This is a genomic window from Sphingomonas degradans, from assembly GCF_053502645.1.
In genome coordinates, this window is record NZ_CP177172.1 from 1,705,470 (window position 1) to 1,730,724 (window position 25,255).

At 63.7% G+C, this 25,255-nt stretch carries 24 protein-coding genes; 12 read left to right on the plus strand and 12 right to left on the minus strand.

Translation table 11 applies throughout. The features are described from left to right. Positions 1-37: 37 nt before the first annotated feature. The 3 genes from ACG3SL_RS07700 to dapA form a co-directional block, all read right to left on the minus strand. On the minus strand, positions 38-553 hold the full coding sequence (locus ACG3SL_RS07700; RefSeq protein ID WP_448665090.1) for a DUF2062 domain-containing protein: 516 nt from the start codon (positions 551-553) through the stop codon (positions 38-40). Between the two features lie 28 nt (positions 554-581). Beyond that, positions 582-1,064 carry an SsrA-binding protein SmpB gene (gene smpB / locus ACG3SL_RS07705; protein WP_448664554.1) on the minus strand — a complete coding sequence of 161 codons (483 nt, stop codon included), beginning with the start codon at positions 1,062-1,064 and terminating at the stop codon, positions 582-584. Between the two features lie 73 nt (positions 1,065-1,137). Beyond that, a complete protein-coding gene (dapA, locus tag ACG3SL_RS07710; RefSeq protein WP_448664555.1) occupies positions 1,138-2,019 on the minus strand; it encodes a 4-hydroxy-tetrahydrodipicolinate synthase in 882 nt (293 codons plus the stop codon). A gap of 69 nt (positions 2,020-2,088) precedes the next feature. Here dapA and ACG3SL_RS07715 point away from each other — a divergent pair, with 69 nt between their 5' ends. The 7 genes from ACG3SL_RS07715 (at position 2,089) to ACG3SL_RS07745 (ending at position 8,834) form a co-directional block, all read left to right on the plus strand. Then, on the plus strand, positions 2,089-4,095 hold the full coding sequence (locus ACG3SL_RS07715; RefSeq protein WP_448665091.1) for a lytic transglycosylase domain-containing protein: 2,007 nt from the start codon (positions 2,089-2,091) through the stop codon (positions 4,093-4,095). 31 nt (positions 4,096-4,126) lie between these two features. Then, the gene (greB, locus tag ACG3SL_RS07720; protein ID WP_448664556.1) at positions 4,127-4,603 is read left to right on the plus strand and encodes a transcription elongation factor GreB; all 477 of its coding nucleotides are present in this window, start codon (positions 4,127-4,129) and stop codon (positions 4,601-4,603) included. 92 nt (positions 4,604-4,695) lie between these two features. Next, positions 4,696-4,989, plus strand: a complete 294-nt coding sequence (locus ACG3SL_RS07725; protein ID WP_448664557.1) for an acylphosphatase — start codon at positions 4,696-4,698, stop codon at positions 4,987-4,989. Positions 4,990-5,058: 69 nt separating this feature from the next. Continuing rightward, positions 5,059-5,445, plus strand: a complete 387-nt coding sequence (locus ACG3SL_RS07730; protein ID WP_448664558.1) for a DoxX family protein — start codon at positions 5,059-5,061, stop codon at positions 5,443-5,445. A 189-nt stretch (positions 5,446-5,634) separates the two neighbouring features. Next, complete coding sequence (locus ACG3SL_RS07735) at positions 5,635-6,792, plus strand: pyridoxal phosphate-dependent aminotransferase (RefSeq protein WP_448664559.1); 1,158 nt, start codon at positions 5,635-5,637, stop codon at positions 6,790-6,792. 107 nt (positions 6,793-6,899) lie between these two features. Further along, positions 6,900-7,919, plus strand: a complete 1,020-nt coding sequence (locus ACG3SL_RS07740; RefSeq protein ID WP_448664560.1) for an alpha/beta hydrolase family protein — start codon at positions 6,900-6,902, stop codon at positions 7,917-7,919. Between the two features lie 180 nt (positions 7,920-8,099). Next, a complete protein-coding gene (locus tag ACG3SL_RS07745) occupies positions 8,100-8,834 on the plus strand; it encodes a transporter (protein ID WP_448664561.1) in 735 nt (244 codons plus the stop codon). A 19-nt stretch (positions 8,835-8,853) separates the two neighbouring features. Here the strand turns inward: ACG3SL_RS07745 and ettA are convergent, their stop codons facing one another. Next, the gene (gene ettA / locus ACG3SL_RS07750) at positions 8,854-10,533 is read right to left on the minus strand and encodes an energy-dependent translational throttle protein EttA (protein ID WP_448664562.1); all 1,680 of its coding nucleotides are present in this window, start codon (positions 10,531-10,533) and stop codon (positions 8,854-8,856) included. A 138-nt stretch (positions 10,534-10,671) separates the two neighbouring features. Between ettA and ACG3SL_RS07755 the strand changes: the two genes are divergently transcribed. Continuing rightward, positions 10,672-12,048: a M20/M25/M40 family metallo-hydrolase gene (locus ACG3SL_RS07755; protein WP_448664563.1), complete on the plus strand. Its 1,377-nt coding sequence runs from the start codon at positions 10,672-10,674 to the stop codon at positions 12,046-12,048. 173 nt (positions 12,049-12,221) lie between these two features. After that, complete coding sequence (locus tag ACG3SL_RS07760; protein ID WP_448664564.1) at positions 12,222-12,455, plus strand: hypothetical protein; 234 nt, start codon at positions 12,222-12,224, stop codon at positions 12,453-12,455. A 611-nt stretch (positions 12,456-13,066) separates the two neighbouring features. Here ACG3SL_RS07760 and ACG3SL_RS07765 read toward each other — a convergent pair. The 7 genes from ACG3SL_RS07765 to traA all read right to left on the minus strand — a co-directional run bounded on the left by ACG3SL_RS07765 (position 13,067) and on the right by traA (position 23,359). Further along, on the minus strand, positions 13,067-13,237 hold the full coding sequence (locus ACG3SL_RS07765) for a phosphoribosyltransferase-like protein (RefSeq protein WP_448665092.1): 171 nt from the start codon (positions 13,235-13,237) through the stop codon (positions 13,067-13,069). Positions 13,238-13,308: 71 nt separating this feature from the next. Continuing rightward, positions 13,309-14,480, minus strand: a protein-coding gene (locus tag ACG3SL_RS07770; RefSeq protein ID WP_448662060.1) for an IS3 family transposase whose coding sequence is annotated in 2 segments (ribosomal slippage) — positions 13,309-14,216 and positions 14,216-14,480 — 1,173 coding nt in all. Because the reading frame shifts where the segments join, the coding sequence is not laid out codon by codon here. 28 nt (positions 14,481-14,508) lie between these two features. Beyond that, positions 14,509-17,541 (minus strand): phosphoribosyltransferase-like protein, encoded by a 3,033-nt coding sequence (locus tag ACG3SL_RS07775; RefSeq protein ID WP_448664565.1) that lies wholly within the window; start codon positions 17,539-17,541, stop codon positions 14,509-14,511. A gap of 314 nt (positions 17,542-17,855) precedes the next feature. Then, positions 17,856-18,425 (minus strand): hypothetical protein, encoded by a 570-nt coding sequence (locus ACG3SL_RS07780; RefSeq protein WP_448664566.1) that lies wholly within the window; start codon positions 18,423-18,425, stop codon positions 17,856-17,858. Beyond that, the gene (locus ACG3SL_RS07785; RefSeq protein WP_448664567.1) at positions 18,425-19,459 is read right to left on the minus strand and encodes a hypothetical protein; all 1,035 of its coding nucleotides are present in this window, start codon (positions 19,457-19,459) and stop codon (positions 18,425-18,427) included. The genes ACG3SL_RS07780 and ACG3SL_RS07785 overlap by 1 nt, the downstream gene beginning before the upstream one ends. A gap of 136 nt (positions 19,460-19,595) precedes the next feature. After that, positions 19,596-20,342, minus strand: a complete 747-nt coding sequence (locus ACG3SL_RS07790) for a DUF6118 family protein (RefSeq protein WP_448664568.1) — start codon at positions 20,340-20,342, stop codon at positions 19,596-19,598. Next, positions 20,339-23,359, minus strand: coding sequence for a Ti-type conjugative transfer relaxase TraA (traA, locus tag ACG3SL_RS07795; protein WP_448664569.1), 3,021 nt, complete (start codon positions 23,357-23,359; stop codon positions 20,339-20,341). The genes ACG3SL_RS07790 and traA overlap by 4 nt, the downstream gene beginning before the upstream one ends. A 171-nt stretch (positions 23,360-23,530) precedes the next feature. Between traA and ACG3SL_RS07800 the strand changes: the two genes are divergently transcribed. Genes ACG3SL_RS07800 through ACG3SL_RS07810 form a run of 3 tightly spaced genes read left to right on the plus strand, consistent with a single transcriptional unit; the run spans position 23,531 to position 24,264 of the window. Continuing rightward, on the plus strand, positions 23,531-23,854 hold the full coding sequence (locus ACG3SL_RS07800; protein ID WP_448664570.1) for a conjugal transfer protein TraD: 324 nt from the start codon (positions 23,531-23,533) through the stop codon (positions 23,852-23,854). A gap of 16 nt (positions 23,855-23,870) precedes the next feature. Continuing rightward, the gene (locus tag ACG3SL_RS07805) at positions 23,871-24,095 is read left to right on the plus strand and encodes a conjugal transfer protein TraD (RefSeq protein WP_448664571.1); all 225 of its coding nucleotides are present in this window, start codon (positions 23,871-23,873) and stop codon (positions 24,093-24,095) included. Further along, the gene (locus tag ACG3SL_RS07810; RefSeq protein ID WP_448664572.1) at positions 24,073-24,264 is read left to right on the plus strand and encodes a hypothetical protein; all 192 of its coding nucleotides are present in this window, start codon (positions 24,073-24,075) and stop codon (positions 24,262-24,264) included. Before ACG3SL_RS07805 ends, ACG3SL_RS07810 begins: the two co-directional genes overlap by 23 nt. Positions 24,265-24,267: 3 nt before the next feature. On the opposite strand, the gene ACG3SL_RS07815 is transcribed toward ACG3SL_RS07810, so the two are convergent. Beyond that, positions 24,268-25,191 (minus strand): nucleotidyltransferase, encoded by a 924-nt coding sequence (locus ACG3SL_RS07815; protein WP_448664573.1) that lies wholly within the window; start codon positions 25,189-25,191, stop codon positions 24,268-24,270. Positions 25,192-25,255: the final 64 nt, after the last annotated feature.

The window sequence follows — 25,255 nt, forward strand, 5'->3', positions numbered from 1 at the left end:
GCAGAAGGCCGCTGTATTAGTGCGCTGTCACGGCCCGTCAATCGGCGCGCGCGGCACGCTCCGCCGAACGCCGGCGCCACTTGCGCGCGATCCACAGCCGCCACGCCAGCGCGGCCCCGAAATATCCGGCGACGGTCAGCGCCCCCGTCACAGTAACCAGCCCGATCAGCGTCGCGGGGCCGACCTGGTGCAGCAACCAGTCGATCCATCCGGGCGCGACGTCTGACGCGACCTGCGCCCCGCGTGACCCGAGCATATGGCTGCCCAGCCAATAGGCGAACAGCCAGAGCGGCGGAGTCGTCACGGGATTGGTGAAAAACGTGGTCGCTGCCGCCGCCGGAATATTGGCGCGCAGCGGAAGTGCGAGCACCGCAGAGGCGGGGATCTGTCCCATCGGCACCAGAATGCCGGTCACCATGCCCAACGCGACGCCGCGCGGCACCGATCGCCGGGTGAAACGCCATAGCGACGAATGCGCGACTCGCCGGGCAACCGGCTTCAGCCAACGATTGCCCTCGATCGAATCGCGCGTCGGCGTCGCCTTGTCGAGCATGCGCCCGATGCGACCGCGCGGCTTGGGCTCATCCGCGATCGCGGAGGATCCTTCCCTGCTCACGCTTCCAGTCCCGTTCCTTGATCGTGTCGCGCTTGTCATGCGTCTTCTTGCCCTTGGCGAGCGCGAGTTCGACCTTCGCGCGCCCCTTTCCATTAAAATAGATGGAAAGCGGGACCAGCGTCATACCTTCGCGTGCAACGGCGCCGTGCAGCTTGTTTATCTCACGCTCGTTGAGCAACAATTTGCGCGGCCGCTTCGGCTCATGGTTGAAACGGTTGCCGTGGCTGAATTCCGGAACGTTGGCGTTGATCAGCCAGACGCCGGTGTCGTTCACTTCGGCATAGGCCTCGGCAATCGAGCCCTCGCCGAACCGCAACGACTTCACTTCGGTGCCGGTCAGCGCGATCCCCGCCTCGAACACCTGCTCGATGAAATAGTCGAACCGCGCGCGCCGGTTCTCGGCGACGGTCTTCACTTTTTCGAATGCGGTGGGACGGGGACGTGCCATGGGAGGTGGGCATGTAGGAGCGATCCGGGCGGAACGCTAGTCGCTTATGCCCGATCCCGCTCCCGCCCTCCGATCAGGCGAGCCCGGCATGCGCCAGGGCGGCATCCACCGCGGCGCGGCTGGCCTCTCCCGCCTCGGTCATCGGCAGGCGCAGTTCGCCGGGGAAATCCGGGCGGATGCGCGACACCGCGTACTTGACCGGGCCGGGCGAGGCATCGGTGAACATCGCGATGTGCAGCGGATACAGCCGGTCGTGCAGTTCCAGCGCGCGCGCCGTATCGCCCGCCGCCCAGGCCGCCTGGAAATCGGCGCAGAGCCGGGGCGCGACGTTCGCGGTCACCGAAATACACCCGACGCCGCCCATCGCGTTGAACGCCAGCGCGGTCTCGTCATTACCCGAAAGCTGGATGAAATCGCCGCCGCATCCCGCGCGATGCTCGGATACGCGGGCGAGCGCGCCGGTTGCGTCCTTCACGCCGATGAACACATCTGGAAACGCCTTTGCGATCCGCGCCATCGTGGCGGGCTGGATATCGGTCACGGTCCGGCCGGGGACGTTGTACAGCACGATCGGCAGGTCGGTGGCGCGTGCCACCGCCTCGAAATGGCGGAAAATGCCTTCCTGGCTGGGCCGGTTGTAATAGGGCGGCACCATCAGCGCGGCGTCGGCGCCAGATGCCTTCGCGGCCTTGACGTTGCCGATCGCGACCTGCGTGTCATTGGACCCGGCTCCGGCGAGCACCGGCACCCTGCCCGCTGCCTGCTCCGCACAGATGCGGACCACTTCGAAATGCTCTTCCTTGGTCAGCGTCGCCGCCTCGCCCGTGGTGCCGCAGGGGACGAGCGCCGCAGAACCCTGTTCGATCTGCCATTCGACAAAGGCGCGGAAGCTCGACTCGTCGAAGCTGCCGTTACGCAATGGCGTCACCAGCGCCGGAATTGAGCCGGAGAACATCTTCCAAAAACTTCCTTTAAGGGCAAATCAGGGGTGGCAGATAGTGCTGGCATGCGTATCATGTCCAGCATGCTCGGGCCGGTAATCAAAACGACGCTTCTGCTGGCGAGTGTATCGGGGCTGGCGGCTTCGTCGCAGCTCACGCAGCAGCAGTTCCAGTGGTATCGCATGGCGTTGGAGGGCGGGTTCCCTCGCGTCGAACCCCAATATGTCTCCGGCAGCGAGATCGGCAGCGCGCTGATCGAGTGGAAGCGGCTGCAACAGTCTGATAATTATGCGTTTTCCGATTATGCCAATTTCCTGCTGGCGCATCCCGGCTGGCCCGGCGAGACGAGCCGCCGCGCCGCTGCCGAAACGGTGCTGGACAGCGGCACCTGGGCGCCGGGGCTCGTCATCCGCTTCTTCGAGCGTTTTCCGCCGCTGACCCCCGCCGGCCGCCTGCGCTATGCCGAGGCGCTGACTGCTTCGGGCCGCCGCAGCGACGGCGAGGAACAGGCGCGCCGCGCCTGGCGATCGGGCCAGCTGCGCACCGCCGACGAGACCAAGCTGGTCGGCGCGTTCCTGAGCGCGCTCACGCCGGCGGATCAGGACGCACGGATGGACATGCTGCTGTGGCAGGGCGCGTTCAGCCTTGCGCAGCGACAGCTTGCGTTCGTGTCCCCAGCCGCCCGCCCGGTGTTCGAGGCGCGGCTCGCCTATCGGACCAGGGCAGCGGATGCCGATGCCAAGGGCGCAGCGGCGCTTGCGCTGGGCCGGGGCGACCCCGGCTATATCGCCGATCGCGCCCTCTGGCTGCGCGACACGGGACAGAGCCCGGCGATGCGCGCCTATCTGGCGCAGCGACCGCAGCTGGCGAGCTATCCGGGCAGTCCCGAAAAATGGTACGAAGTGCTGCTACTGGGCGCGCGCGGCGCGGCGAACGACGGGCAATATGCGCTGGCCTATCAGATCGCGAGCCAGGTCGCGGACGCCTTCCCCCCAGGCACCGATGTCAGCGACATGTCGCTGGGCGTGCGCGACGATTATACCAGCCTGACCTGGCTGGCCGGTACCACCGCCTACTACAATCTGGGCCGTGCGCGCGACGCGACGCGCATGTTCGAGCTGTATTCCACCGGCTCGCGCACGCCGCAGACGCAGTCCAAGGGGCTTTATTGGGCGGGCCGGGCGGCGGAGGCGGCAGGCCATGCCGCCGGGGCGCAACGCTATTTCGCCCGCGCCGAGGGGCTGACCGGCATGTATTACGGGCAGCTCGCGTCGGAGCGCATGGGTCACCCGCTCAAGCGCCCGCCCGATTTCGACGCGCAGGGCGTAGATCCGGCGGCGCGCGAGGCCTTTTTCCGCATGGAAACCGTGCGCGCCGCGCAGTTGCTGGGCACGCAGGGCAATCATCTGGACCAGAGCCTGTTCGTCCGCCAGATCGCCCAAGCGGCGAAGACCGACACCGACCACATCCTCGCCGCAGAGCTTTCGCGCACGATCGGGCGCCCCGACCTGGGCGTGATGGTCGGCCGCAGCGCGCTGCAGAACGGCCTGTCCGACTATACCGCCGCCGGCTATCCCTCGGTCCGGGTGCCCGACGCGCACAATGATTACTGGTCGCTGATCCACGCCATCGCCCGCCAGGAAAGCCAGTTCGACCGCGCGGCGGTAAGCCACGCGGGCGCACGCGGGCTGATGCAATTGATGCCCGGCACGGCGCGGGAGACGGCGGGCAAGCTGGGGCTTGGCTATGATGCAGGCTCGCTGACCACCGATACCGATTACAACATCCAGCTCGGCTCCACCTATTTCCAGCGGATGTACAATCTGTACGGCAGCTATCCTCTGGCGGTCGCCGCGTACAACGCGGGCCCCGGCAATGTGAACAAATGGATCCGCGCCAATGGCGATCCCCGGCTGCCCGGCGGCGACATCGTGAAGTGGGTCGAACAGATCCCGATCTTCGAGACCAAAAACTATGTCCAGCGCGTGCTGGAAAACGCCGTGGTGTACGACCTGCTCAATCCCGAAAAGGCCCGCAGCCGGGGCCCCGCCAACCTCAGCTGGTATCTCGGCAAGAATCAGCCGGGGTGACGCCGCCCGTCGGCGGCGATAGGGAGCGCGGATGGATCGCCCCAACTATATAACCCCCGCAGGCTATGCCGTGCTGAAGGCGGAGTATGACGCACTGTTCGGTGTCGAGCGGCCGAAGCTGGTCGAGACGATTTCCTGGGCGGCGGGCAATGGCGATCGCTCGGAGAATGGCGACTATATCTATGGTCGCAAGCGGTTGCGCGAAATCGACCGGCGGCTTGGGTGGCTCTCACGCCGGATGAAGGCTGCGAAGGTCGTCGACCCCGCACAACAGCCCGACCGCGACCGCGTCTATTTCGGCGCGACGGTGACGGTTGCGGACGAGGACGATGTCGAGCGCGTGCTGACGCTGGTCGGCGACGACGAGACCGATGCAGGCAACGGCAGGATCGGGTGGAATTCCCCGTTCGCCCGGGCGCTGCGCGGCGCGACGATCGGCGATGTGCGGCGCGTGATGTTGCCCGGCGGCGAGCGCGAGTATGAGATATTGGCGATCGCCTACCCCTGATCCGTGCTGCGGACGGGGTAAAACGCAGTATCCGCTACCTGTTTTCGACCATGGGCGTGCTAGAGACGAAACGGGCCCGGAACGCGGGCCGAGTGAGCGTGGGGATTATGGCGAGCAAGAGGATTATCGTTTCGGGCCGCGTCCAGGGCGTCGGTTATCGCGACTGGGTGGTGCGCACGGCACAGCGCAATGGGCTGACCGGCTGGGTCCGCAATACGAAGGACGGTCGCGTCGAGATACTGGCGTCGGGCGAGGATGAGCCGCTCTCGGCGCTGGTCGAGGCCGCGCGCGAAGGTCCGGAGATGGCGAAAGTCACCAACGTCGAGGCATTCGCTGCCGATGACGAGAAGGCGCACAAGGGCTTCACCAAGCGCTTCACTGCCTGACACGGGCGGTTGACGGCGCCGGCATGCTATGGGAGCCTGAAGCATCGCGCTTTCGGTAAAGGCTCGCTCATGCCCATTCCCGCCATCTGGTCCGGCCCGTTGCTGAGCGTGTTGCGCATCGTCGCCGCGCTCAGCTTCCTTCAGCACGGCACCTCCAAATTTTTCGGCCTGCCGCCCTTCCCCATGGCGCCCCCGTTGCCGCCGCTGCTGCTGGGGGCGGGCGCGATCGAACTGGTCGGCGGCGCGCTGTTGCTGCTCGGGCTGTTCACGCGCCCGGTGGCGTTCATCGCATCGGGCATGTGCGCGGTCGCGTATTTCCTGATGCACGCGGGCAAGGGCTTCTTCCCTGCCAGTAATGGCGGCGAACCGGCGATGCTGTTCTGCTTCGTTTTCCTGTATATTGCCGCTGCGGGCGCCGGCCCCTGGAGCCTGGACGCACTACGCGCCGGTAAATGATCGGCGTGGCATGAAAGCGCGAGCAAAGGAGCAGTTGCCAACCCGCAAAGGATAGTGAACATTGCGTGACAAGATGCGCGGCGCGGCCATGCGACACGCGCGTTAATCACCCGGAGGGATGCCGGCACAAGCGGGCGATTTTGCCCGTAGCGGGATCGGACTTGTCCGATTGCATCAGGGGGTGATGACATGCTGAACAGGAGCACACGGGAAGACCTACTCGACCGAGGATATTCGCGCCGCCAACTGGGCCGGGTTGCGGCTTTACTGGGCGCGGGTGCTGCCGCTTCGGCTGCGGTCCGACCAGCATTTGCGCAGAGCCAGGCCGCAAAGGCGATGGCGGGTGCGGTCCAGATCGGCGCCAATGAATGCTGGACCGGCCCCTTCCCTGCGGCAGCCGCCGCTGCGGCAAAGATCGTCGCCCAGGGCAATCGCTACGACCCCGACGATGAGAAAGGCAAGCTCATCAAGACCGTGGCGATGGTCGAGAAACTTCCCGAAAGCCATGTCCTCGCCTGGCCCGGATCGGGCGATCCGCTCGTTCGCTCGGTAATTTCCTTCTGTTCGCCGACCAAGGGCCTCGTGACCCCCGACCCCACGTTCGAGGCGGCGTGGCGCGCAGCGGCCTGGCTCAACGCGCCCCTGGCCAAGGTGCCGATGGCACAGGGCAAGGGCGCCGATGTGAAGGCGATGCTGGCCGCCAATCCCGCCGCCGGTCTTTATTACATCTGCACGCCCAACAACCCCACCGGCACGGTGACGCCGCTGGCCGACATCGAATGGCTGGCCGCGAACAAACCCGCCGACGCGGTCCTGCTCGTGGACGAGGCGTATCTGCACTTCTCCGACGCGCCGAGTGCGGCCTATCTGGCGGCGTCGCGCAAGGACGTGATCGTGATGCGCACCTTTTCCAAGCTGTTCGGCATGGCGGGGATGCGGCTGGGCCTGACCTTCTCCGACCCGGCATTGCAGGACAGGATGATGCGGTATGACGGGTTCCAGGTCACCGGCACGCTGCCGATGACGGCGGTTGCGTGCGGCAACGCGGCCTATACCTGTTTCGACGACATCAAGGCCCGCCGCGCCGAAATGATCGCCAATCGCGAGGCTACGATCGCGTGGCTGACCAAGCGCGGCGTGAAGGTGCTGCCGGGGAGCCAGGGCAACATGTTCATGGTCGACTGGCAGAGCAAGCCTGCAAAGGAGATGCAAAAGGCACTGCTCGATCGAAAGGTGCAGATCGGTCGCAACTGGGCGATCTGGCCCACCGTGAGCCGCGTCACTGTCGGGTCTGCAGCAGAGATGCAGGCATTCTGCGCCGCAGTGGACGCCGTGTTGAAGGCCTGATGCTTCCCGAGGCTGCGCTTACTTCGGGTGCAGCCTCGCACCGCTATGATGTGGTACGAGGAAAATGAAGAGAATCGGTGCGCCGACAAACGGCGCAGGAGAGACCGTTGATCCATTCCGTGCTTTTGATGTTTGCCGCATTGGTTCAGGATGTCTTCGTCGCCAACGCGGCACAGGAATCGCCTGCGGAGAAGTCGGTCCGGCGCGCCATTCTTCCTGGCAAGCCCGATCTGCAGCTGAAGCCGATCGAGGGCTTTTCCTGCCGGCACTTTCTCGGCTACTCCGAAGACCAGACGCACTTCAATATGCAAACGGGCGATACAGCTTGTTCTGGCGAAGTATTTGCGGATCCTGCGGGTAGCTTTCGCCAGGTCAATTACCTGCCAACCCCTGCAGGCCTGCTGCCCGTGGTGATTCATAGTCCGCGCGCTCGCATCGACGCCACGAGCCGCATCGTGATCTACCTGAACGGCGGTCCCCGCTCCCCAGCGGTCAACCGACCCCTGGCGAAAGAGATGGTGGCGAAGGGATATACCGTCCTCATGCCGATCTATCTCGGCGAGATCGAGACCCTTCACCCCGCGCCTGACCTGCCCGGCGCCATAGAGCAGGTTCGCGCGCTGTCCCGTTGGGCGGGCAAGCGCTTGGTCGCTACTGTGGGTGTAAGCACCGGCGGCTATCTTGCGGCGGCGGCGTGCACGGTGCGTTGTTCGCCGCGCATCCTCCTTGCGCCACTCTCCACAACGCCGGAGGACGGGTTGTCAGCCAAGTGGGTCGACTGGCACAAACTGACCGACCGCTCTTGCCTGTGGCAGCGCAACGGTCCGCACCGGGTTTGCGCCGATCAGGAGCCTTTCTTCAAATCGTTTTGGGGCAAGGAATATTATCGAAAAAGCCTGACAACCCTGTTGCGGGGTCAATGCGATCGAGTCCGGATAATCGTTTCGCCATGCGACAGGCGTGTATACGATCCTGAGGCCATTGACGGCCTTCGCGCAGCGGGCTGCGCGGTCGAAACGCCCGCTGGTCATGAACATTTTATGATCGATGTGGCCCCGGCCCTGAACGCACGAACGCTGGAACTGATCGCACAGCAAGAGGTACGTCGCCAATCCACGCGGATGTGACTACTGCGATCACTTTTCGGGGGACGGAACCAGCGGGCGGCGCTGCGCCGTGATAGCGCGGCCGCCAGGGCACGGAGGGCACATCTAGTGAAGTCATCGAAGATACGACTAACGCTTCTCGCGGCCGCTGTAGCAGGCGCCTGCGCAGGAACGGCAAGGGCCCAGGTGCAGCCGTCCGGGTTGCGCGATTTCTGCGCGGACCGTCCCGGGCTGGATACGCCGGCCTGCACCGTCGACGCCGGCCATGTCGTGGTCGAACTGGGTGCAGTGGACTGGACCCGCGAGCAGGATGTCGCGACGCGCGTCGATACCGTCGTCGCCGGCGATGCACTGGTGCGCGCCGGGCTGACCGAGACGCTGGAGGCCCAAATCGGCTGGACCGGCTTCGGCACGGTGCGCACGCGCGATCGCGTGACGGGGGCGGTGGAGCGCCGCAGCGGGACGGGCGACGTGACGCTGGCGCTGCGCCGGAACCTGTCGAACCCGGACGGATCGGGGTTTTCGCTGGCGGTAATGCCCTATGCCACGCTCCCCACCGGCGGCCGTGCGATCGGTGCCGGCGACTGGAGCACCGGGCTGATCGTGCCCGTGAGCTACAGCCTGACCGAGACCATTTCCGTCGCCGCCACGCCGTCGATCGCGGCGGAGGCGAACGAAAGCGGCACGGGCCGCCATGCCGCCTATGGCAGCGTGCTCGGCATCGAATGGGACATCAGCAAGAAGGTCAGCACGACGCTGGAGGTCCAGGCCACGCGCGACGATGACCCCGAGGGCCGGACGACGCAGACGCTCGCCAGCCTGTCCTTCGCGTGGCAGCCCAGGGACGGGCTGCAATTCGACATGGGCGCCGTGGCGGGGCTGAACCACGACAGCCCCGACGTCGAACTCTATTGCGGCATAGCCCGGCGGTTCTGACCGCCGGGCCTGCCAAGGGTCAGCGCGTCAGCTTCTTGTACGACAGCGCGGTCGGACGATCGGCGGCGTCGCCCAGGCGGCGGCGCTTGTCTTCCTCATAGGCTTCGAAATTGCCTTCGAACCATTCGACATGGCTGTTGCCCTCGAACGCGAGGATGTGCGTGGCGAGACGATCAAGGAAGAAGCGATCGTGGCTGATGACCACGGCGCAGCCCGCGAAATTCTCGATCGCTTCTTCCAGCGCGCCCAGCGTTTCCACGTCGAGATCGTTGGTCGGTTCGTCGAGCAGCAGCACGTTGCCGCCGCGCTTCAGCATCTTGGCAATATTGACGCGGTTGCGTTCACCGCCCGAGAGCTTGCCGACGTTCTTCTGCTGGTCCGCGCCCTTGAAGTTGAATGCGCCGACATAGGCACGGGTCGAGGCGTCGTGGCCGTTGACCTTCATGTAATCGAGGCCGTCGGAGATTTCCTCCCAGACGTTTTTCTTGTCGTCCAGGTGATCGCGGCTCTGGTCGACATAGCCGAGGCGGACGGTCGAGCCGATTTCGATCGTGCCGCTGTCGGGCGTCTCCTGGCCGGTGATCATCTTGAACAGCGTCGACTTGCCGGCGCCGTTGGGACCGATCACGCCGACGATCCCGCCCGCAGGCAGGTTGAACGACAGGTTCTCGAAGAGCAGCTTGTCCCCATAGGCCTTCGAGATATTCTCGACCTCGATGACCTTGCCACCAAGGCGCTCGGGCACCTGGATGACGATCTGGGCGCCGGTCGGGCGGCGATTCTTCTGCGTTTCGACCAGCTGTTCGAACTTGGCGATACGCGCCTTGGACTTGGTCTGGCGGGCCTTGGCGCCCTGCCGGATCCACTCCAGCTCGTTCTTGATCGCGGTCTGGCGGCTCGATTCCTCGCGATCCTCCTGCTCGAGGCGCTTGGACTTCTTTTCGAGATAGGTCGAGTAATTGCCCTCGTACGGGAAATACTTGCCGCGATCGATTTCGAGAATCCAGCCGACGACATTGTCGAGGAAGTAGCGATCGTGGGTGATCATCAGCACCGCGCCCGCATATTCCTTCAGGTGATTTTCGAGCCACTGGACGCTTTCGGCGTCGAGGTGGTTGGTCGGTTCGTCGAGCAGCAGGATCGACGGCTTCTGGATCAGCAGCCGCGTCAGCGCGATGCGGCGGCGCTCACCTCCCGACAGGTTTTCCACCGGCCAATCCGACGGCGGGCAGCGCAGCGCTTCCATCGCGACTTCGAGCTGGTTGTCGAGCGTCCAGCCATCGACGGCGTCGATCTTGGCCTGGAGATCGCCCATCTCCTCCATCAGTGCGTCGAAATCGGTATCGTCCGTGGGATCGCCCATCTCGGCCGAAATCGCGTTGAAGCGATCTACCAGGTCGGCCGTCTCGCGGGCGCCCTCCTTGACGTTCTCGAGCACCGTCTTGGTGGGGTCGAGCTGGGGCTCCTGCTCCAGATAGCCGACGGTGATGTACTCGCCCGGCCATGCCTCGCCGGTGAAATCCTTGTCGACGCCTGCCATGATCTTCATCAGGGTCGACTTGCCGGCGCCGTTCGGGCCGACGATGCCGATCTTGGCACCCTGATAGAATTGCAGGTTGATGTTGCTCAGCACCGGCTTGGGCGCGCCGGGGAAGGTTTTGGTCATGTCCTTCATCACGAAGGCGTACTGCGCGGCCACGAGGCGATCTCCGATCGGAATTCTGGATGCTGGAAAGTTGCCGGCCATGTAGCGACGAGGCGGGCGATTGGCAATTATCGTGGGCAGCGGCGCGCGATGCATTGGCAAATGTTTCGGGGCCGGTTAGCAATCGCATTCATGAACAAGCACTTCCTGCTCGCGGCAGTGGCCGCGCTCGCCCTCCCCCTCCCCGCCTTCGCGCAGACGGCACCGGATGTCGCGGCGTTGCGGGACGCGGCGCTCAACGACACGGTCGCATGGGATGTCGTTGAGGGGCTCACCACCGAAGTGGGACAGCGGCTGGCGGCGACCGAGGCAGAGGCCCGCGCCCGCGCCTGGGGTGTGAAGAAGCTGACGGCGCTGGGCTTCAAGAACGTGCATGTCGAGACCTATCGCATGCCGGTCTGGGTCCGCGGCGAGGAAACGGCCGAAGTCCTGGGTGCGTCGGCGCAGAAGCTGACGATCGCCGCGCTCGGCAATTCGGGATCGACCGGGCCCAAGGGCGTCGAGGCCGAAGTCGTCTATTTCCCGACCATGGCCGATCTGGTCGCGGCGCCGGCGGACAGCCTGAAGGGCAAGATCGCCTTTGTCAGCCACACGATGACCGCCACGCAGGATGGTTCGCAATATGGCCCGTTCGGCGCCGCCCGGCGCGCAGGCCCCAATGTCGCCGCAACCAAGGGCGCGGCGGCGATCCTGATCCGGTCGATCGGCACCGATTATCACCGCAACCCGCACACCGGCGTGACGACATGGGCCAAGGGCGTGACTCCGATCGCCGCCGCCGCCTTGTCGGTGCCCGATGCCGAGCAGCTAGAGCGCCTGCTCAAGCGTGGGCCCGTGCGCCTCAAGCTGCTGGTGACGCCGCAGTTCAAGGGTGAGGCCGAATCGGGCAACGTCATCGGCGACGTGCCGGGCAGCGATCCCGCCGCCGGCATCGTCGTGGTGGGCGGCCACCTGGACAGCTGGGACCTGGGCACGGGCGCGATCGACGATGCTGCGGGCCTCGCGATCACCACCGCCGCCGCGAAGGCGATCATGAATGCCGGTCAGCCCCGGCGCACGATTCGCGTCGTCTGGTTCGGCGCCGAGGAAGTCGGCGGCTTCGGCGGCGAGGCCTATGCCAAGGCGCATGCGAACGAGCGCCACGTCTTCGCCAGCGAATCGGATTTCGGCGCCGACCGCGTCTGGAAGTTCGAGACCAACCTGCCCGAAGGCGCAAAGGCGATCGGCGACCGGCTGACCCCTGCCCTTGCCCCCCTTGGCATCACGCGGGGCAGCGGGACTGCGCATGGCGGCACCGACGTGGAGCCGATCCTGCGCGGCGGCGTGGCGGGGGTTGACCTGTCGCAATCCGGCCTGCGCTATTTCGACTATCACCACACGCCGGACGATACGCTCGACAAGATCGATCCCGTGCAGCTGCGGCAGAATGTGGCGGCGTGGACCACGGTGCTTGCGATTGTGGCAAACGCGCCGGAGGATATCGGCGCTGTCGCTCCGCGCGGAGAGTGATCCAAGGGCCGCGTAAAGGCGAAATTTCGTCTCAAATCGGGCTGAAAAGTGGCAGAAATTTTGCGTTGCGACAAATTTATGATTGACGCTTTCGCAACGACCGCTATTTCAACGCCTTCGCAACGGCATTCGGGCCGACTGCGAAACGTTCATGTTTCTTGGGAGCATCCCTAATGAAGAAGATCCTCATTGTCGCTGCGACCGCCGGCCTGATGTCGCTCGCGGCTTGCGGTGGTGAAACCACCAACACCACTGCCGAGAACGTCGCAGAGGCGCAGGACGCAAACGCAGCGATGTACGAAGCTGCTGCGGACAACGCGACCAACGAGACCGCGGAAGCCGTTTACGAGAACGCAGCTGACGCCGCCGACAACGCGTCGGACCAGGCAGCAGCCAACGCGAACTAATCGGCGCTCCGGCCCGCAAGGGTCGGATCACAGGATTAGAAAGGGCGCTCCCGAAAGGGGGCGCCCTTTTCCGTTCAGGGCGCATGCGCGCGCATCTCGCGACGCGCTCATCCCAGCGCTGGAACGATCCGGCCCGATGGAGCCGGCACGCACGAACGCACCATTCGCGCCGGAACAATGGCCGGGAGGCCAAAGCCAGCGCGATCGCGTGCCAAAGATATTTTTGGGAAGTTGGTCGGGGAGACACGATCGGCGATGCCGAGCTAAGTATTTGATTTAGACAGAATTCTTATCATTTCGAAAGCGAGTCTACCAATCGGAAGACCCTTCTGAGCGTAGGCTGCAGTGGCATTTTTCGAGACATTCCCCGGAATTCGACGGAAGGTTCTTAGGCTGCGGCAAACGGTAAATCGCAACGATGAAGATGCGCCCGTCAGGTAGCCAGCGCTCTGTCGTTTGTCGGAGTTTGACCGCATGCGAACGTCAGGGTGCGGAATGTCCAGGCTGTGAGAGCAGCCGCTAAGCACGACGCAAAAACTCCTCAGGCGGTGAGGTTCACCGGCGACTTTATGGAGCATCCTTAGTCACTAGGAAATCGTGTTATTTTGCCGCTAGCCGTTGGTGACGCGTTCAAACAGCGGCTTCCAGGGGCGGTCTGGGTCTTTAGATGATGAGTGCAAAAGCGGAAGGCTGTTGTTCGGCACGGTGTTCGGCAGCACCAGGAGCAAGCCCTGATTGCCGAACCCGAGAGCACGATCCGCGCCATAGATCGTTGTCCCGATGTCGACAGCCTGAGGTGGTCCCGCCTATTTGGACAGTTTTGCGGCTGAGCTAAGCTAATCCGGGTTGTCGATCATGCCGCCATTTTGGTCATCAGATCATGGGGGGCATGCCCCCCATGATCTGAAGCGCCGATCCACCCATAGGCCTCCGCCGGGGTTCGCCCGGCTAGCCCTGAGTGGGGTCGCTGTTGATTGTAATAGGTGATCCACCGGCCAAGGCCAGCGCGCAGCTCCGAGCCGGTCTCGAAGGCGTGCAGATACACGCACTCATATTTGAGGGAGCGCCACAGGCGCTCGATGAACACATTGTCCATCCACCGACCCCGGCCGTCCATGCTGATCCGTACCTCGGCGTCGCGCAGCACGCTGGTGAAGGCGAAGCTGGTAAACTGGCTGCCCTGATCCGTGTTGAAGATCTCAGGCCGACCGAAGCGCGCCAGCGCTTCCTCCAGCGCCGCGACGCAAAAGCCGGCGTCCATGGTGTTCGAGAGCCGCCATGCCAGCACCTTGCGCGTCGCCCAGTCCATGATCGCGACCAGATACAGGAAGCCCCGGCGCATCGGGATGTAGGTCACATCAGCGCACCAGACATGGTTCGGCCGCTCGATCGCCAGCTTGCGCAGCAGATAGGGATAGACCCTGTGCTGCGGGTGCGGATCACTCGTGCGCGGCCGCTGGTAGATCGGCGACAGCCCCATCTTCGCCATCAGCCGCCGCACCCGTCGTCGTCCAACATCATGGCCATTGCGGCGCAGATGCCGGACCATCTGGCGGCTGCCGTACCACGGCATGTCGAGGAACGCCGCATCGATCACCCGCATCAGCGCAAGCGTCTCTTCGGTCTCCGGCACTGGCGCGTAATAGTAGCTCGACCGGCTGATCGACAGCAGACGACATTGCGCCGCGATCGACAGGCAATGGTGAGCAGGATCAATCCACTCCCGCCTCCGTGCCACGCTCATCGACCGGAGGCCTTCGCTAAAAAATCCCGCTCCACCAGCAACTGCCCAATCTTCGCGTGCAGCTTGTCCACCTCCGCGTCGCTCGCCGCCCTGGCCGCCTCACCGGCACCGGAGAACGTCGCCGACATCCCTTCGATCGCCTGACGCTTCCACGCCGCGATCATCGTGTGATGCACCCCATGCTTCGCAGCCAGTTCCGCCAGCGTCATATCGCCACGGATCGCCTCCAGCGCCACCTTCGCCTTGAAATCTGCGCTGTAGCGCTTCCTCGTCGTCTTCATTCCCGTCCGTCCTCACGTCGGGATTAGCTTAGCAACCTGTCCAGTTTTCCGGGACCACCTCAGCCAACGCCTTTGCTCGATCATAATCATCAGGGCTTGAGAATACCCCGCGCGGTGCATGGAATGCGAACAACGATTCCGGTATGATTTCCCCAGCCCGGAAGTCGATGTCCGGATAGGCAAGTCCCGCTAAAGTTTCGAGCACACGACGCTTTCCATCTTCGGTCGCGAACAGTGAATAGACCTCGATTCTCGGGCGAACGCGATCGAGTAGCACGCTATGCCGTTCGACAAAGGCAGTAAGCTTTTTCGATAACGTACCGCCAGTACCCACTATGTCGTCGACAATCACGATGGCTTTGGGTGTGCCGCGCTTTTCGGCGCGAGCGAACTCCTCCTCGAAGATTGCAGGCGACAGGATGCCGGCCACGTTGATCAAATTGGCCTCGGCGTAGTCGGCTGCATAACGCTGGCCGCTCTTGCCCTCGCCATCAATGTAGGTGAGCACCACGTCGCTTCGCCGCTCGGCATTGCTCCGTCTCATAGGAACACCAAGGAGGTCACGAATGACCTGACCAGCTTGTTGAAGCCGGGATAGCACCTCATCCTGGCCGAGGATACGAACGGCTTGAAGCATCTGAAACAGAACGCGCTGGTTGCGATTGCCCGGCCGCTGCTCGAGCCAAGCCCTCACTGTTTCGGGTCCAATTTGCCGCCCGCGATATGGCTTCCACGCTTCGGTCAACGCAACGATCTCGGACGACTTTACGTAGGCCTCGTCGTCCAGGCGTTCCTGTAGCGTTGCCAGTTCCTCCGACAGGCCATCATTCGCCAGCCGGCTCACCCCGACTTCGAGCAGCCAGAGTCGGAAAATTGGAAGCGCCACTTCGAAACCCTGCTCAGTCTCAATTAGGACACCGCGGTCTACGAGATTATGAAGCACAGGCGCCAACTCGCGCTCTTCAATGGCCGTCGAGCCTTTATGAGCGCTAATCTGCGCTAAAGTCGCTGGCCTGCCTGCTCTGAGGCACCGCGCCAATGCGGCTAGCGCTCGCCGGCGCTTCAGGATCATCGCTTCGCGGTCTTCGACAGCGCTTAGCGTTCCGTCTTCCCAAAGGTGCATGAAGGCGTTCGTGTCGAGCGCGGCCACGCCTGTGGTGACTGCCCGCTCTACCTCTCGCGCGGTGACGTCACCATCGCGCTCGGCAACGGCGCGCGCCGCGACCTGCTTGCAGATGATCTTGCTGAAATATGGGTTTCCATTAGTCATGTTGAATACCGCCGAAACAGCGTCCGAATGCCAAGTCAGGACGCCTTCGGATGGGCCTCGCACAAGTCGCGTGAAGTCATCGAATTCGTCGGTTCGCGAGAAATAGGTGAGATTGATGCGGTTGAATTTGTTGAGTCGAGCACCCTGCCGCTCCATTACAAATGGCATATTTTCACCACCGACGAGCAACAGGCAGAAGTTCGATGTCGCTGTCAGCGCCCGAATGTTGCCGAACAGAGTCTCCGCGAGATTGCCTTTGAGCCAGAGGTCTTCTGGCATCTCATCGAACTCATCGATGACGATTGCAAATCGTCGCTCCGGATCCTTCTCGCGTGCGAGATCCAGAAGGTCGAGCAGCGGCGACAGGGTGCCGTCATAATCTCCCTTGGGCGGCGTTTCGCCTCTTAGACCTTGCCGTACGATTTGCTCCATGGCCGCGCCGAGCTGCCGTAGGGCTCTACGCGGGTCTTCGTGGGCAACCCTGCCCCACAGGACGTAACCGGTGGTAAGTTGACCGTCTGAATCTTCGGCTCGGGCCTCACTTAAAGCAGTGACGGCGAGCGAAGTCTTGCCCACGCGCTTTTGCCCGGTGATGTACGAAGGCTCCATGGGCCTCTGCAAAAAGCGTGCGACCAGGGTGCCCACCTGCTCCCGGCGACCGTAAAAACCGGCGCCTTCGGCAGGCTCGGTGCTGTAAGGGTTCCAGTATTTCAAGCTGCCCCAGTCGACGTCGGAGCGTTGAGCGACAACGCGCGCTCCGAACAGTTCTTCGCGTGCTTTGAGCGCACCGACCTCGCGCCAGCTTACCTCTACGTCGAGATCGAACGCTGCACATGGCTCGGTCAAAAGTACATTCACGGCCACGCCAAACTCGCCCGGAGCAACGTCCCCTAACACCTGCACTTCATCGTCGACCGCGACGCCTGCGTGCTGGCTCGAGGCTTTGAAAACAAGATCAAGCGCAGGACCGGGGCCCTCGTTCCTGAACGGAACGACAACCCGCAATTCGCGCCCCTCTTCATGCAGAGGATAGCGCTTCTGTAGCTCTCCGCCCTCCCGATCAGCGCGTATAATTCTCGCAACGAAGCGGCCCTGCATCGCGCTTAGAAAGGTGTCGAGCAACTGGCCAGCGTTCTGGAGGAAGGCGCGCAGGTCGGACGCTAGGAAAGACGGTCGCGCGTCCGCGAGTACGAGGCCCTCAACGATTTCGCGCCGCGAGATCTCAAGTTCGGCCTCGAAGCCGTCGTCCATGCCCAGCACGCGCGAAAGAGAGCCAACTAACCGCTCCACTAGTTCAGCTATTTCATCTATCCGCCAAGGTCGACAGTAAGCTCGAACCTGCGAATGCTGCAGTGCGGCCGCGAGCCGAGGCTTTGCGCCCACCAGCGTCTCAAGGCTGGCGTAAGGCGTGCGCAGCGGCTGGAGGATTGTAAGTATCGTCTCATGGGCTCCCCGAAGCCGGCCTAGCTTTTCATGATTTTGGGCCTTGCGTTCTAAATTCAGAAATTCGCAAAACCTCGGAAGCGCACCCTCCGCGAGCGCCACGACATGGCGCGCGAGCTGCTCTCCTTTTCCTCCGACGAGTACGTCGGCGGCTAGTGCGCGCAGGGTCACGGCACCGGCAAGACCGCGACCCGCAGGCGCTTGCGCAACAGCGGCGACGGCGTCTGTGACCGATCCCTCAACCGGTAGGCCTGCTGTCGTGAAAAGATAACGGCGCAGAGCCAAACGGGCCGCTTCCGGCTCAGCTGCTGCAATGGCTGTCTCCAGCTCACCGAGTTGCTCTTCCAACTCGTCGGACTTTACATTTGTATGCACAATCCCCCCCCCGGAGAACCATCTAAGCAGGTAGAATCAAATCGCCAAGTAGAACCCCCGCAAATGGGGCAAGACCTTTGTTTGACCGGTAACAGGCGAGACGTTCAGGCAAGTCGTCCGCCTGCAGTGGTTGCCTCTGATTTTATCTCAGCCATGCCGCGGACACCTGCGCGCGACATTCATGAATGCCAACTTTGGGAATCCGACAAGGCGCCCAAACTAACGGAATAAGCCCTACGGACCGAGGTCGAGGCGACCGCTCTTAGCGCTCCGTAACTGTCTCGCGCCTATTCACCCCAAGCCTTCGGCGGCTGCACCGTCACGGGTCGGACGTTCGCAGCCCGGATGTTCGCCACTTTGCCGTCCGCCAGCTTTGCCTGCTGCTCGGATGACTCGCGTGAAGCTGCGCCGTCGATGAGTCGCTTCTGCAAACGGGCAATGTCGATGTCCCGCCAAACCACGTAGCCCATGCGCGCCGCGCAAAGGCTGACAAGCCCGCCGACCGCACCTGAGGCTGCCCGGCGGCCCCACGCCGGCCAAAGCGCGGCGTCGGCTCTACCGATCACCGTCAGCGTCACGAGCCCACCGAGCACGATTGCGATGATGCAGATGATCCAGCCGTACTCTGTCGTGACGCGGAGGATAGCCGCGGTGAGGCCCTGCCGCTCCCCGGGGTCGAGGCTCTTCCATTCCAGAGTCGGCATTCCCCGATTCAGGCGAACGAAGACCGCCGCGATCATGATGGAAAGCGCGGTAATCAGCGGCGTGAACGCGTCGAAAAGGCGCGCGAGTGGAACCGCCCAAGCGAAAAGCCCGGCCGCCAACACGGTAACAACGATGGCAATCGCTCGGGCCATCAGGCCTTGATCTTTCCGTCCTTCACGAACCGAGAATATACCTCTTGGAGCTGGTCCGCGACGTTGTCGAACTCCAAAAGATTGCTGCCTTCATGCGGCAGGTTGAACGGCATTCGGGTCCGCAAGATGGCGTCACCGTCCACGACCTTGCCGTCCTTGCCCTCAATCTCAACCTTGGCGTCAGACGCGTCGGCCAAGTCGTTTGCGATGGCCTGAAACTGCTCGCGCGACTTCTCGGTCCGGCGCCCGCGGACCTTCACCGACGCCTCCACCGCTAGATACTCCTCCGGGCCGAGGCTTTCAACGAGCGAGGCCGTCTTCGGCTTGCCGAAGATCGCTTCCACGATCGGCACCGCCTGCTGCATCTCCGCGAATCTGTCGGCGATGCGCCGCGAGGTCTTCACCTCGCGATCCTTAGGCTCCACCGGAACGGATACAGCCTGCGGGGCCGATTTACCCGTAACGCGCAGGTTGCGTATCTCACCGATGTCGCCAGCCGTCATCGTGTTGTCGAACTCAGCATTAAGCGCGAATGAGAAAGAGGGATCGACCACAGCGCCACCCTTCTTGATAAGCCAGTCAAGATAGAGCCTGACGAGTTCGGGCGTCATGGAGTGCGTCTTCACGAACAGCACGTGGTTTCCGATTGCTATCCAGTAGGCGAGCCCGCGAATGAACTGCGACCCCGCCGGGGCCTCGCTCTCGTTGAGATCGTAAACCGTTGCTGTGGTGAGGTCCGAAAGCTCGACCTCCGAAGGCTCCATCTTGAGCAGCGCCTGCAAGTCCTTTGCTTGCGCTAGACACATCTCTCCAAATACTGCGCTGGACAGGTCCGCGACCTTGTTCAGGAATATCTTGCGGCCATCACCATCGGTGACGTCGAAAACGCGATCCTCTGGCCTCGCCCACAAGGCAGCAGCGCCCTTCTGGCTATTCAGCGCCTCCCGACAGAGGACTTCCAAGGTCTTGCCCTTCAACTGCTTCGCATCAGCCTCGAACCGCCGATAGTGTACCATGTGATATGCCGTGCTCATCGTTCCCCCGTGCCAACTATCACCATTGGGAACTGTATTGCGCCCGCCAAGGGAATTGCCAAGAAACTTAGAGGAGTGTGTCGCGTCATTAGGCGTGACGCCGCGTAGAGGCTCGCGTCCGCGGCCTTAAATTGGTTTATCGCTGCGGACCAGATTCCCGACCGACGGGTCCATCAGTGCTTCGGGTGCTTACGACAATCTTGCATTCCACCCCACGCCGCAATTCCTCCGCACGGTTACGACAATCCGCTAGCGCCTCGGCATTGTCCTTCACGATCAACGCCGCATCCCCCAGTGCGCGCAGCCGCGCCGGGTCAGCCACCTGCAGCAGTCGCATTCCAGCGTCCCATTCGCTGCGCTGGAGCACTTGTGCCGCCCGCTGCTCCGGCCAATGCCAACTTTCGGGCACGGACTGTGCGATCCTCGCCGGAACGACAGTCCCGAACGCAAATCCCGCCGCCAAGGCCGCAGTCGCGGCACCGATGATCCAGTACTTCTGCGTTTCGGCCTTCATCGCCGACGCTACCACGCCGTTGAGCGACTGGACCGCCGCGCCAAGCTCCCGATTGGCGTTGCTCCAGGCCTGATGGTCTGCGGCCCGCACGCGCGCGCCTGCCTCCACAATCTGCGGCGCAAGGGTCTCAGGCGTCAGCGCGACGCCCGGCTTCTCCTTCAGGGCTTTGAATGCGCGGACAATCTCCGCCCACTGCTCTTGGATCTTCACGAGGTCCGGGCCGTAGTCACGCGCATGCAATTCCTGCTGGCGCGCCGCGAATCCTTCGACCGCCGCGGTCAGCCCAGCGAGCTTTCGGGTCATCGCCGCGAACGCTACCTCCGGATCGTCGATGTCGCCGGCGGGCTGCACGGCGGTTTCAGCATTCATAGTCCTATTCCAAGATTGCGCCCTCGCTCGATCGAGAACGTCAGTTGCTGGATTACCGATCGCGTGCGCGCCTGATCACCGATCGCGGCGCCGATGCCGCCATCGCGGCTGCCTGGCGACCATTCGGGGGACCACTGGCGACCGAGCAGCTCGCTGCCGCGACGGCTGAGCGCGGCGCCGAGTGCCGGGTCCTTTTCCAGGCCCTTGGCCATGGCGCGCATGCGGTTCTCAACCGCGCCGCGCGCATCCTCGTTCTGCCAGCCCTCCAGCTTGTCGCGGCGTGCGCGAAGCTGCTGCCAAGCCTGAACGAACCGGTCGGCGCGAAGCTCGGGATTGGTGCGCAGCTCGCTCTCCAGCTGCATCTGCCGGATGGCGTTGGCGGTGCGGCCATTGGCAGCCTCGCCCAGCATTCCGGGCTCGCGCGCGAACACGGCGTCGAGATCGTGCCCACCATGCCGGTGCATGGCATCGAGCGCCTGCGCGGCCTGCACCTTGGCGGCTTTCTGATATTCCAGCGCGGGCAGGCCTTGTTCGGTCATGCGACCGATGTCCTGCACGGTGCGGGCGTAGCGCTGGACCGCGGTGCCGAGCGCGGATTGCCGTTCGGCCTGCCCTCGCTCTGTCGCCGTCGATAGCTTGAGCCCGTCGAACCGGCTGCGCTTCGGCGCCGGCTCGGCATCCGGAGTGCGCAGCCGTAATCCGTCGAACCTGCCGCGCCGCGGTTGTTCGGACGCAGTGTGGCTGCGATCGACCAGCTGTTCGCGGGCGAGCGTGTCGAGGATTCTCGACCGGTCGAACCCGCGCCGCTCGGCGAAGCGGGTCGCGCCCTGGTCATAATCGAGTGCGCTGTCCTTTGGCCGGTCACGAGACAGCGTGCGCGCGAGCCGATGCTCGTCGGCGAAGTCGTCGCGCCCATAATGGAGATGGACGGAATCGCGGTGCCGCGACAGCGCGACATAGGCGGCATGCCGGTCGAGCCCGGGCGTCGCGAGCACGTGAACACGATCCACGGTGAGGCCCTGCGCCTTGTGGATCGTGGCGGCGTAGCCGTGGGTGATGTCGGCATAGTCTTTGACGTCGAACGCCACGTGCCGGCCATCGTCGAGCCGCACTGCCATGCGGGCGCGATCAACCTGTTCGACGGTGCCGAGAGAGCCATTCTTGACGCCCAGTTCGCGTTCGTTGCGAAGGAACATGATGCGGTCCTGGGCCGCAAACAAGCGCTCGCCGCGCGTTGTTTTGACAGCGATTTCAGAGACTAAGGTCCCGTTGCGCTTCATGCGATCCCGAGCCAGCCCATTCAGTTCATCGCATTCTTCGTTGGTATGCGACAGAATGATCGAAGAGCACGCCGGATTGCTGGCGCGGTCGCTGTCCCATCGATCGATCAGCGCCTCGCGCGCGCCCACGCGCATCTCCGATTCGACCACCATTCCACCTTCTCGGTAGGCGTGCAGCGCCTCAGCCGTGCGCCCCGTGGCGAGTTGACGGGTCGCATCGCGCTGCCAGTCTTCGCGCTGGCGGCGGACTTCGGTAATCTCGATACCGCCATGCCGTTCGGCGGTCGCGCGGAACGCCGCACCCGCCTCGATCGCCTGCAGCTGCTCGGGATCGCCGACCAGCACGACCTTGGCACCGCGCTTCTCTGCTTCGGCGATCACGCGCTCCATCTGGCGCGATCCGATCATTCCGGCTTCGTCGATCACCAGCACGTGGTTCGGCGACAGCAACTCACGGCCTTGGGACCATTGATGCTCAAGGCTCGCGATGGTGCGCGAAGCGATGCCCGATCCGCTCTCCAAATTTTCGGCAGCGATGCCCGAGAGTGCAAGCCCCTGCACTTGGTAGCCGGCGCGCTCCCACGCCTCGCGGGCAACGCCCAGCATCGCGGATTTCCCGGTGCCGGCGTAGCCGATCACGACGCCGAGATCCTTGGCGTCGGTGACGTGCTCGAACGCCGAGCGCTGCTCGGCGGAAAGCACCAAGCCGCGCCGCTCGGCGCTGGCGATGGCCCGCTCGCGATCGCGCTCGGCAACGCGATGGTGCTCGCGCTCCGCGAGTGCGTGCGTCTCACGCACAAAGCGCTGCTCGGTCTCGATCATATCCCGGTTGGTGAACCGATCCTCGCCGCGCCCGTCCTTGCCGAGCGCGACCAGTTCGGGCGAACTGCGGACCGCCGACATCACCTGGTCGAACTGATCCTTCCCCTCGCTGTGACGATGCGCGAACATGGCGAGGTCGCGGGTCGTGAACGTCGCCTGGGTGCGTGTGATCGCGTCGAGCGCGAGCCCGGGATTGGCGATGATCTTGTCGCCATTGGCGCGCGCGATCTCGCGATGCTCGTCAACGCGCTCGGACTCCAGCCCCTGCGCGGCCATGCGCGATGCCGCCGGGCCGATCTTATGCTGCGGTTCAAGGTCGATCCCCTGCGCTTCCAGCGACCGATGATCGATCTGCGCATCGATATCCAATTGAGCGAGGCGTTCGTTGACGTGCTCGCTCCAACGCTCGCGCCATTTCTCCAGCAGGTCGGTGCGGTTCCAGTCGCGGTTCTTCTTGCCGAACCCGTCTCCACCAACCTCGCGCATGGTCATCATCACGTGCGCATGCGGCTTGGCGAGACCGTCGGCGCCAATATCCCAATGGACATTGAGATCAGCGATCATCCCGCGCTCGACGAACTCGTCGCGCACGAAGTCACGGGCCAGCTTGATGCCCTGTTCCTTGGTCATCTCCCTCGGGATCGCGAACTCGATCTCGCGCGCGAGCTGCGCGTCGATCCGCTTCTCGGCCGCTTCGACCTCGTTCCACAGCTTTTCGCGATCGGACAGACGCTCCGGCGCACCGTCCGGCAGCATCACTTCGGAATGGACGACGCCGGCCTTGTTCGAGAAATCGTGGTGCCGGTCGAGCCGCTGGTCGTGCAGCCGCGAGGCCGAGCGGTACGCCGCCGACGCCAGCGCCGACGACCCCGAAGCGCGCGAGATAACTTTGGCCGAGAAGTGGTAGATCGCCATGGCGGCAATCCACTTACACTATTCAAGCGACGTTGGCACAACGTATAAGCGCGCCCTCGAAAGAATTCATCTTTCTCGGGAAATACTTGTCCCAAAAAGTTTCACGACATTTGCGCTGATCGACGCAGTACCTAACTGACACCTTCCACAATGACAATTGAGGAAGGTGTAATGCGCAAACCCCGTGACTATGATTCGGAACTGAAGGCGCTCGACGACAAGGCGAAGCTGCTCAAAGAGCGCCTGCTGCACCAGTTCGGCGAGTTGGTCGTCGCCACCGGTGCGGATGCGCTGCCGGTCGATCAGCTGGCGGGCGTCCTGCTCGCCGCGGTCGAGACCAACGACACCGTCACGAAGGAGGGCTGGCGCAAGCGGGGCGCGACCTTCTTTCAAGGCTCGCGCAAGGCTCGCGCGAGCGCTCGTGGCAACGCGCACGGCACTGCGCCGAGCGAAAGCGATGCGCAACCGGCGCAGCGCCAGGATCGCGCGCAATGACACGCGAGACTGGGTCATGAAGCGCCGCGAGCGAACGCGCCAGTTGATTGAACTGGGCGGGCTCATCGCCAAGGCCGGGCTGATCGAACTCACCGATGACGATCGCGCCGTGATCTTCGGATTGCTGGTGGAAGGCGCCGCGACACTTCGCAGCGAACGTCGCGAAGAGGCGCTCACGCTTTGGCGGCGTCGCGGACAACGCGCGTTCGCGCTTGGCGATGACGGCGAAGGCCAGCCATAGAGCGGCGATGCAGGACGATCTTCAGGCGACAATTGCCGCCATCATCGCGCGCACGCCGGAATGGGTGCGACAGGAATTGCTGTCGAAGGACCGGGCGACGCGCGCCCGTGCCGAGGAAGCGCTTGCCGCGATGATCGCGGATGCGCTGAAAGACGCCCAATCCACATGAAGTTCAGGCGGCGACGCTGCGCTCAAGCTGGGCGATGCGCTCTTCACAGATCACCTGGACCGCTTGCCCAAGCGCCTCGACACGCTCGCCGAGCCAGGCCAATTCCTCTTCGCTGATCCGGAAGTGCTTCGAGTACCGCGCCTTCACGTAAGCTTCCTTGAGCTTCTGGAAGCGCGAGCGGTCGGCGCGATTGTCGCGCGGCCACGCGTCGATCAGGCGCGGATCGATCCGCTCGGCCTGGGTGCGCAGGAAGCCGAGGTTGTGCACGTGCGGCGTGTAGAAAGTGCAGACCAGCAGCACGCAATGATAGAGCCGTTCCGTGGTTTGGTGGAGATCGAACGCGGCTTTCTTTTGATCGCCATCGTCTACCGCATGGCGATATCCGCGATAGAAGCTCTGCGCGCTCGGCAGCCAATCCCCGTAATACTCCCGCGCCATGGCCAGCGCCTGTTCCGGCGTCTTCGGCTTGGGCTTGTGGAATTCGGTGTCCTCGCTCTGGTAGAGCGCGATGCCGTCGCGGGCGATGTCCATGAAGAAATAGCGTCCATGGGCGAGGCCGTCGTTCACTTCCTGCATCGTGTGAACGATGAAATTGACGGGCGTGCGCAACGTTTTGGTGATCGCCAGCTCGCGGTCGAGGCGGTCCTCGGCTGTCGCCCAGAATTCGATGCGGTCGGTCAGCTTCTCGTTGTTGACGATGACGAGAAGATCGAAGTCGGACTGATAGCCCTTGGCGGTGTGCGGCTCGTCGACCCAGCCGCCACGCGCATAGCTTCCGTACAGGATGACCTTGAAGATGCGCGCATTCTTCTTCCAGTCGGATGTCGCGATCGCGGTCGCGTCGCCGAATTCTTCGAACAGGATTTGGACGACGCGCTCCAACTCGCGCTGCTTGGCCGGTGGAAGGTGGTCGAGACTGGTCTGCATCGGGGCTCATCCTAACGGCATGAAGGTGGTTGGGACAGCCTCGCCGGCCAAGTCGGCGAGGCTC

Excerpts from the sequence above, each read along its gene's own strand:
- ACG3SL_RS07810 (WP_448664572.1), top strand. The coding sequence starts at position 24,073 with ATGACGGCGAAGGCCAGCCATAGAGCGGCGATGCAGGACGATCTTCAG.
- ACG3SL_RS07735 (WP_448664559.1), top strand. The coding sequence starts at position 5,635 with ATGCTGAACAGGAGCACACGGGAAGACCTACTCGACCGAGGATATTCG.
- traA (WP_448664569.1), bottom strand. The coding sequence starts at position 23,359 with ATGGCGATCTACCACTTCTCGGCCAAAGTTATCTCGCGCGCTTCGGGG.
- ACG3SL_RS07800 (WP_448664570.1), top strand. The coding sequence starts at position 23,531 with ATGCGCAAACCCCGTGACTATGATTCGGAACTGAAGGCGCTCGACGAC.
- ACG3SL_RS07760 (WP_448664564.1), top strand. The coding sequence starts at position 12,222 with ATGAAGAAGATCCTCATTGTCGCTGCGACCGCCGGCCTGATGTCGCTC.
- ACG3SL_RS07730 (WP_448664558.1), top strand. The coding sequence starts at position 5,059 with ATGCCCATTCCCGCCATCTGGTCCGGCCCGTTGCTGAGCGTGTTGCGC.
- ACG3SL_RS07715 (WP_448665091.1), top strand. The coding sequence starts at position 2,089 with ATGCTCGGGCCGGTAATCAAAACGACGCTTCTGCTGGCGAGTGTATCG.
- ACG3SL_RS07815 (WP_448664573.1), bottom strand. The coding sequence starts at position 25,191 with ATGCAGACCAGTCTCGACCACCTTCCACCGGCCAAGCAGCGCGAGTTG.
- smpB (WP_448664554.1), bottom strand. The coding sequence starts at position 1,064 with ATGGCACGTCCCCGTCCCACCGCATTCGAAAAAGTGAAGACCGTCGCC.
- ACG3SL_RS07755 (WP_448664563.1), top strand. The coding sequence starts at position 10,672 with ATGAACAAGCACTTCCTGCTCGCGGCAGTGGCCGCGCTCGCCCTCCCC.
- ACG3SL_RS07790 (WP_448664568.1), bottom strand. The coding sequence starts at position 20,342 with ATGAATGCTGAAACCGCCGTGCAGCCCGCCGGCGACATCGACGATCCG.
- ACG3SL_RS07700 (WP_448665090.1), bottom strand. The coding sequence starts at position 553 with ATGCTCGACAAGGCGACGCCGACGCGCGATTCGATCGAGGGCAATCGT.
- ACG3SL_RS07780 (WP_448664566.1), bottom strand. The coding sequence starts at position 18,425 with ATGGCCCGAGCGATTGCCATCGTTGTTACCGTGTTGGCGGCCGGGCTT.
- ACG3SL_RS07785 (WP_448664567.1), bottom strand. The coding sequence starts at position 19,459 with ATGAGCACGGCATATCACATGGTACACTATCGGCGGTTCGAGGCTGAT.
- greB (WP_448664556.1), top strand. The coding sequence starts at position 4,127 with ATGGATCGCCCCAACTATATAACCCCCGCAGGCTATGCCGTGCTGAAG.
- ACG3SL_RS07805 (WP_448664571.1), top strand. The coding sequence starts at position 23,871 with ATGAAGCGCCGCGAGCGAACGCGCCAGTTGATTGAACTGGGCGGGCTC.
- dapA (WP_448664555.1), bottom strand. The coding sequence starts at position 2,019 with ATGTTCTCCGGCTCAATTCCGGCGCTGGTGACGCCATTGCGTAACGGC.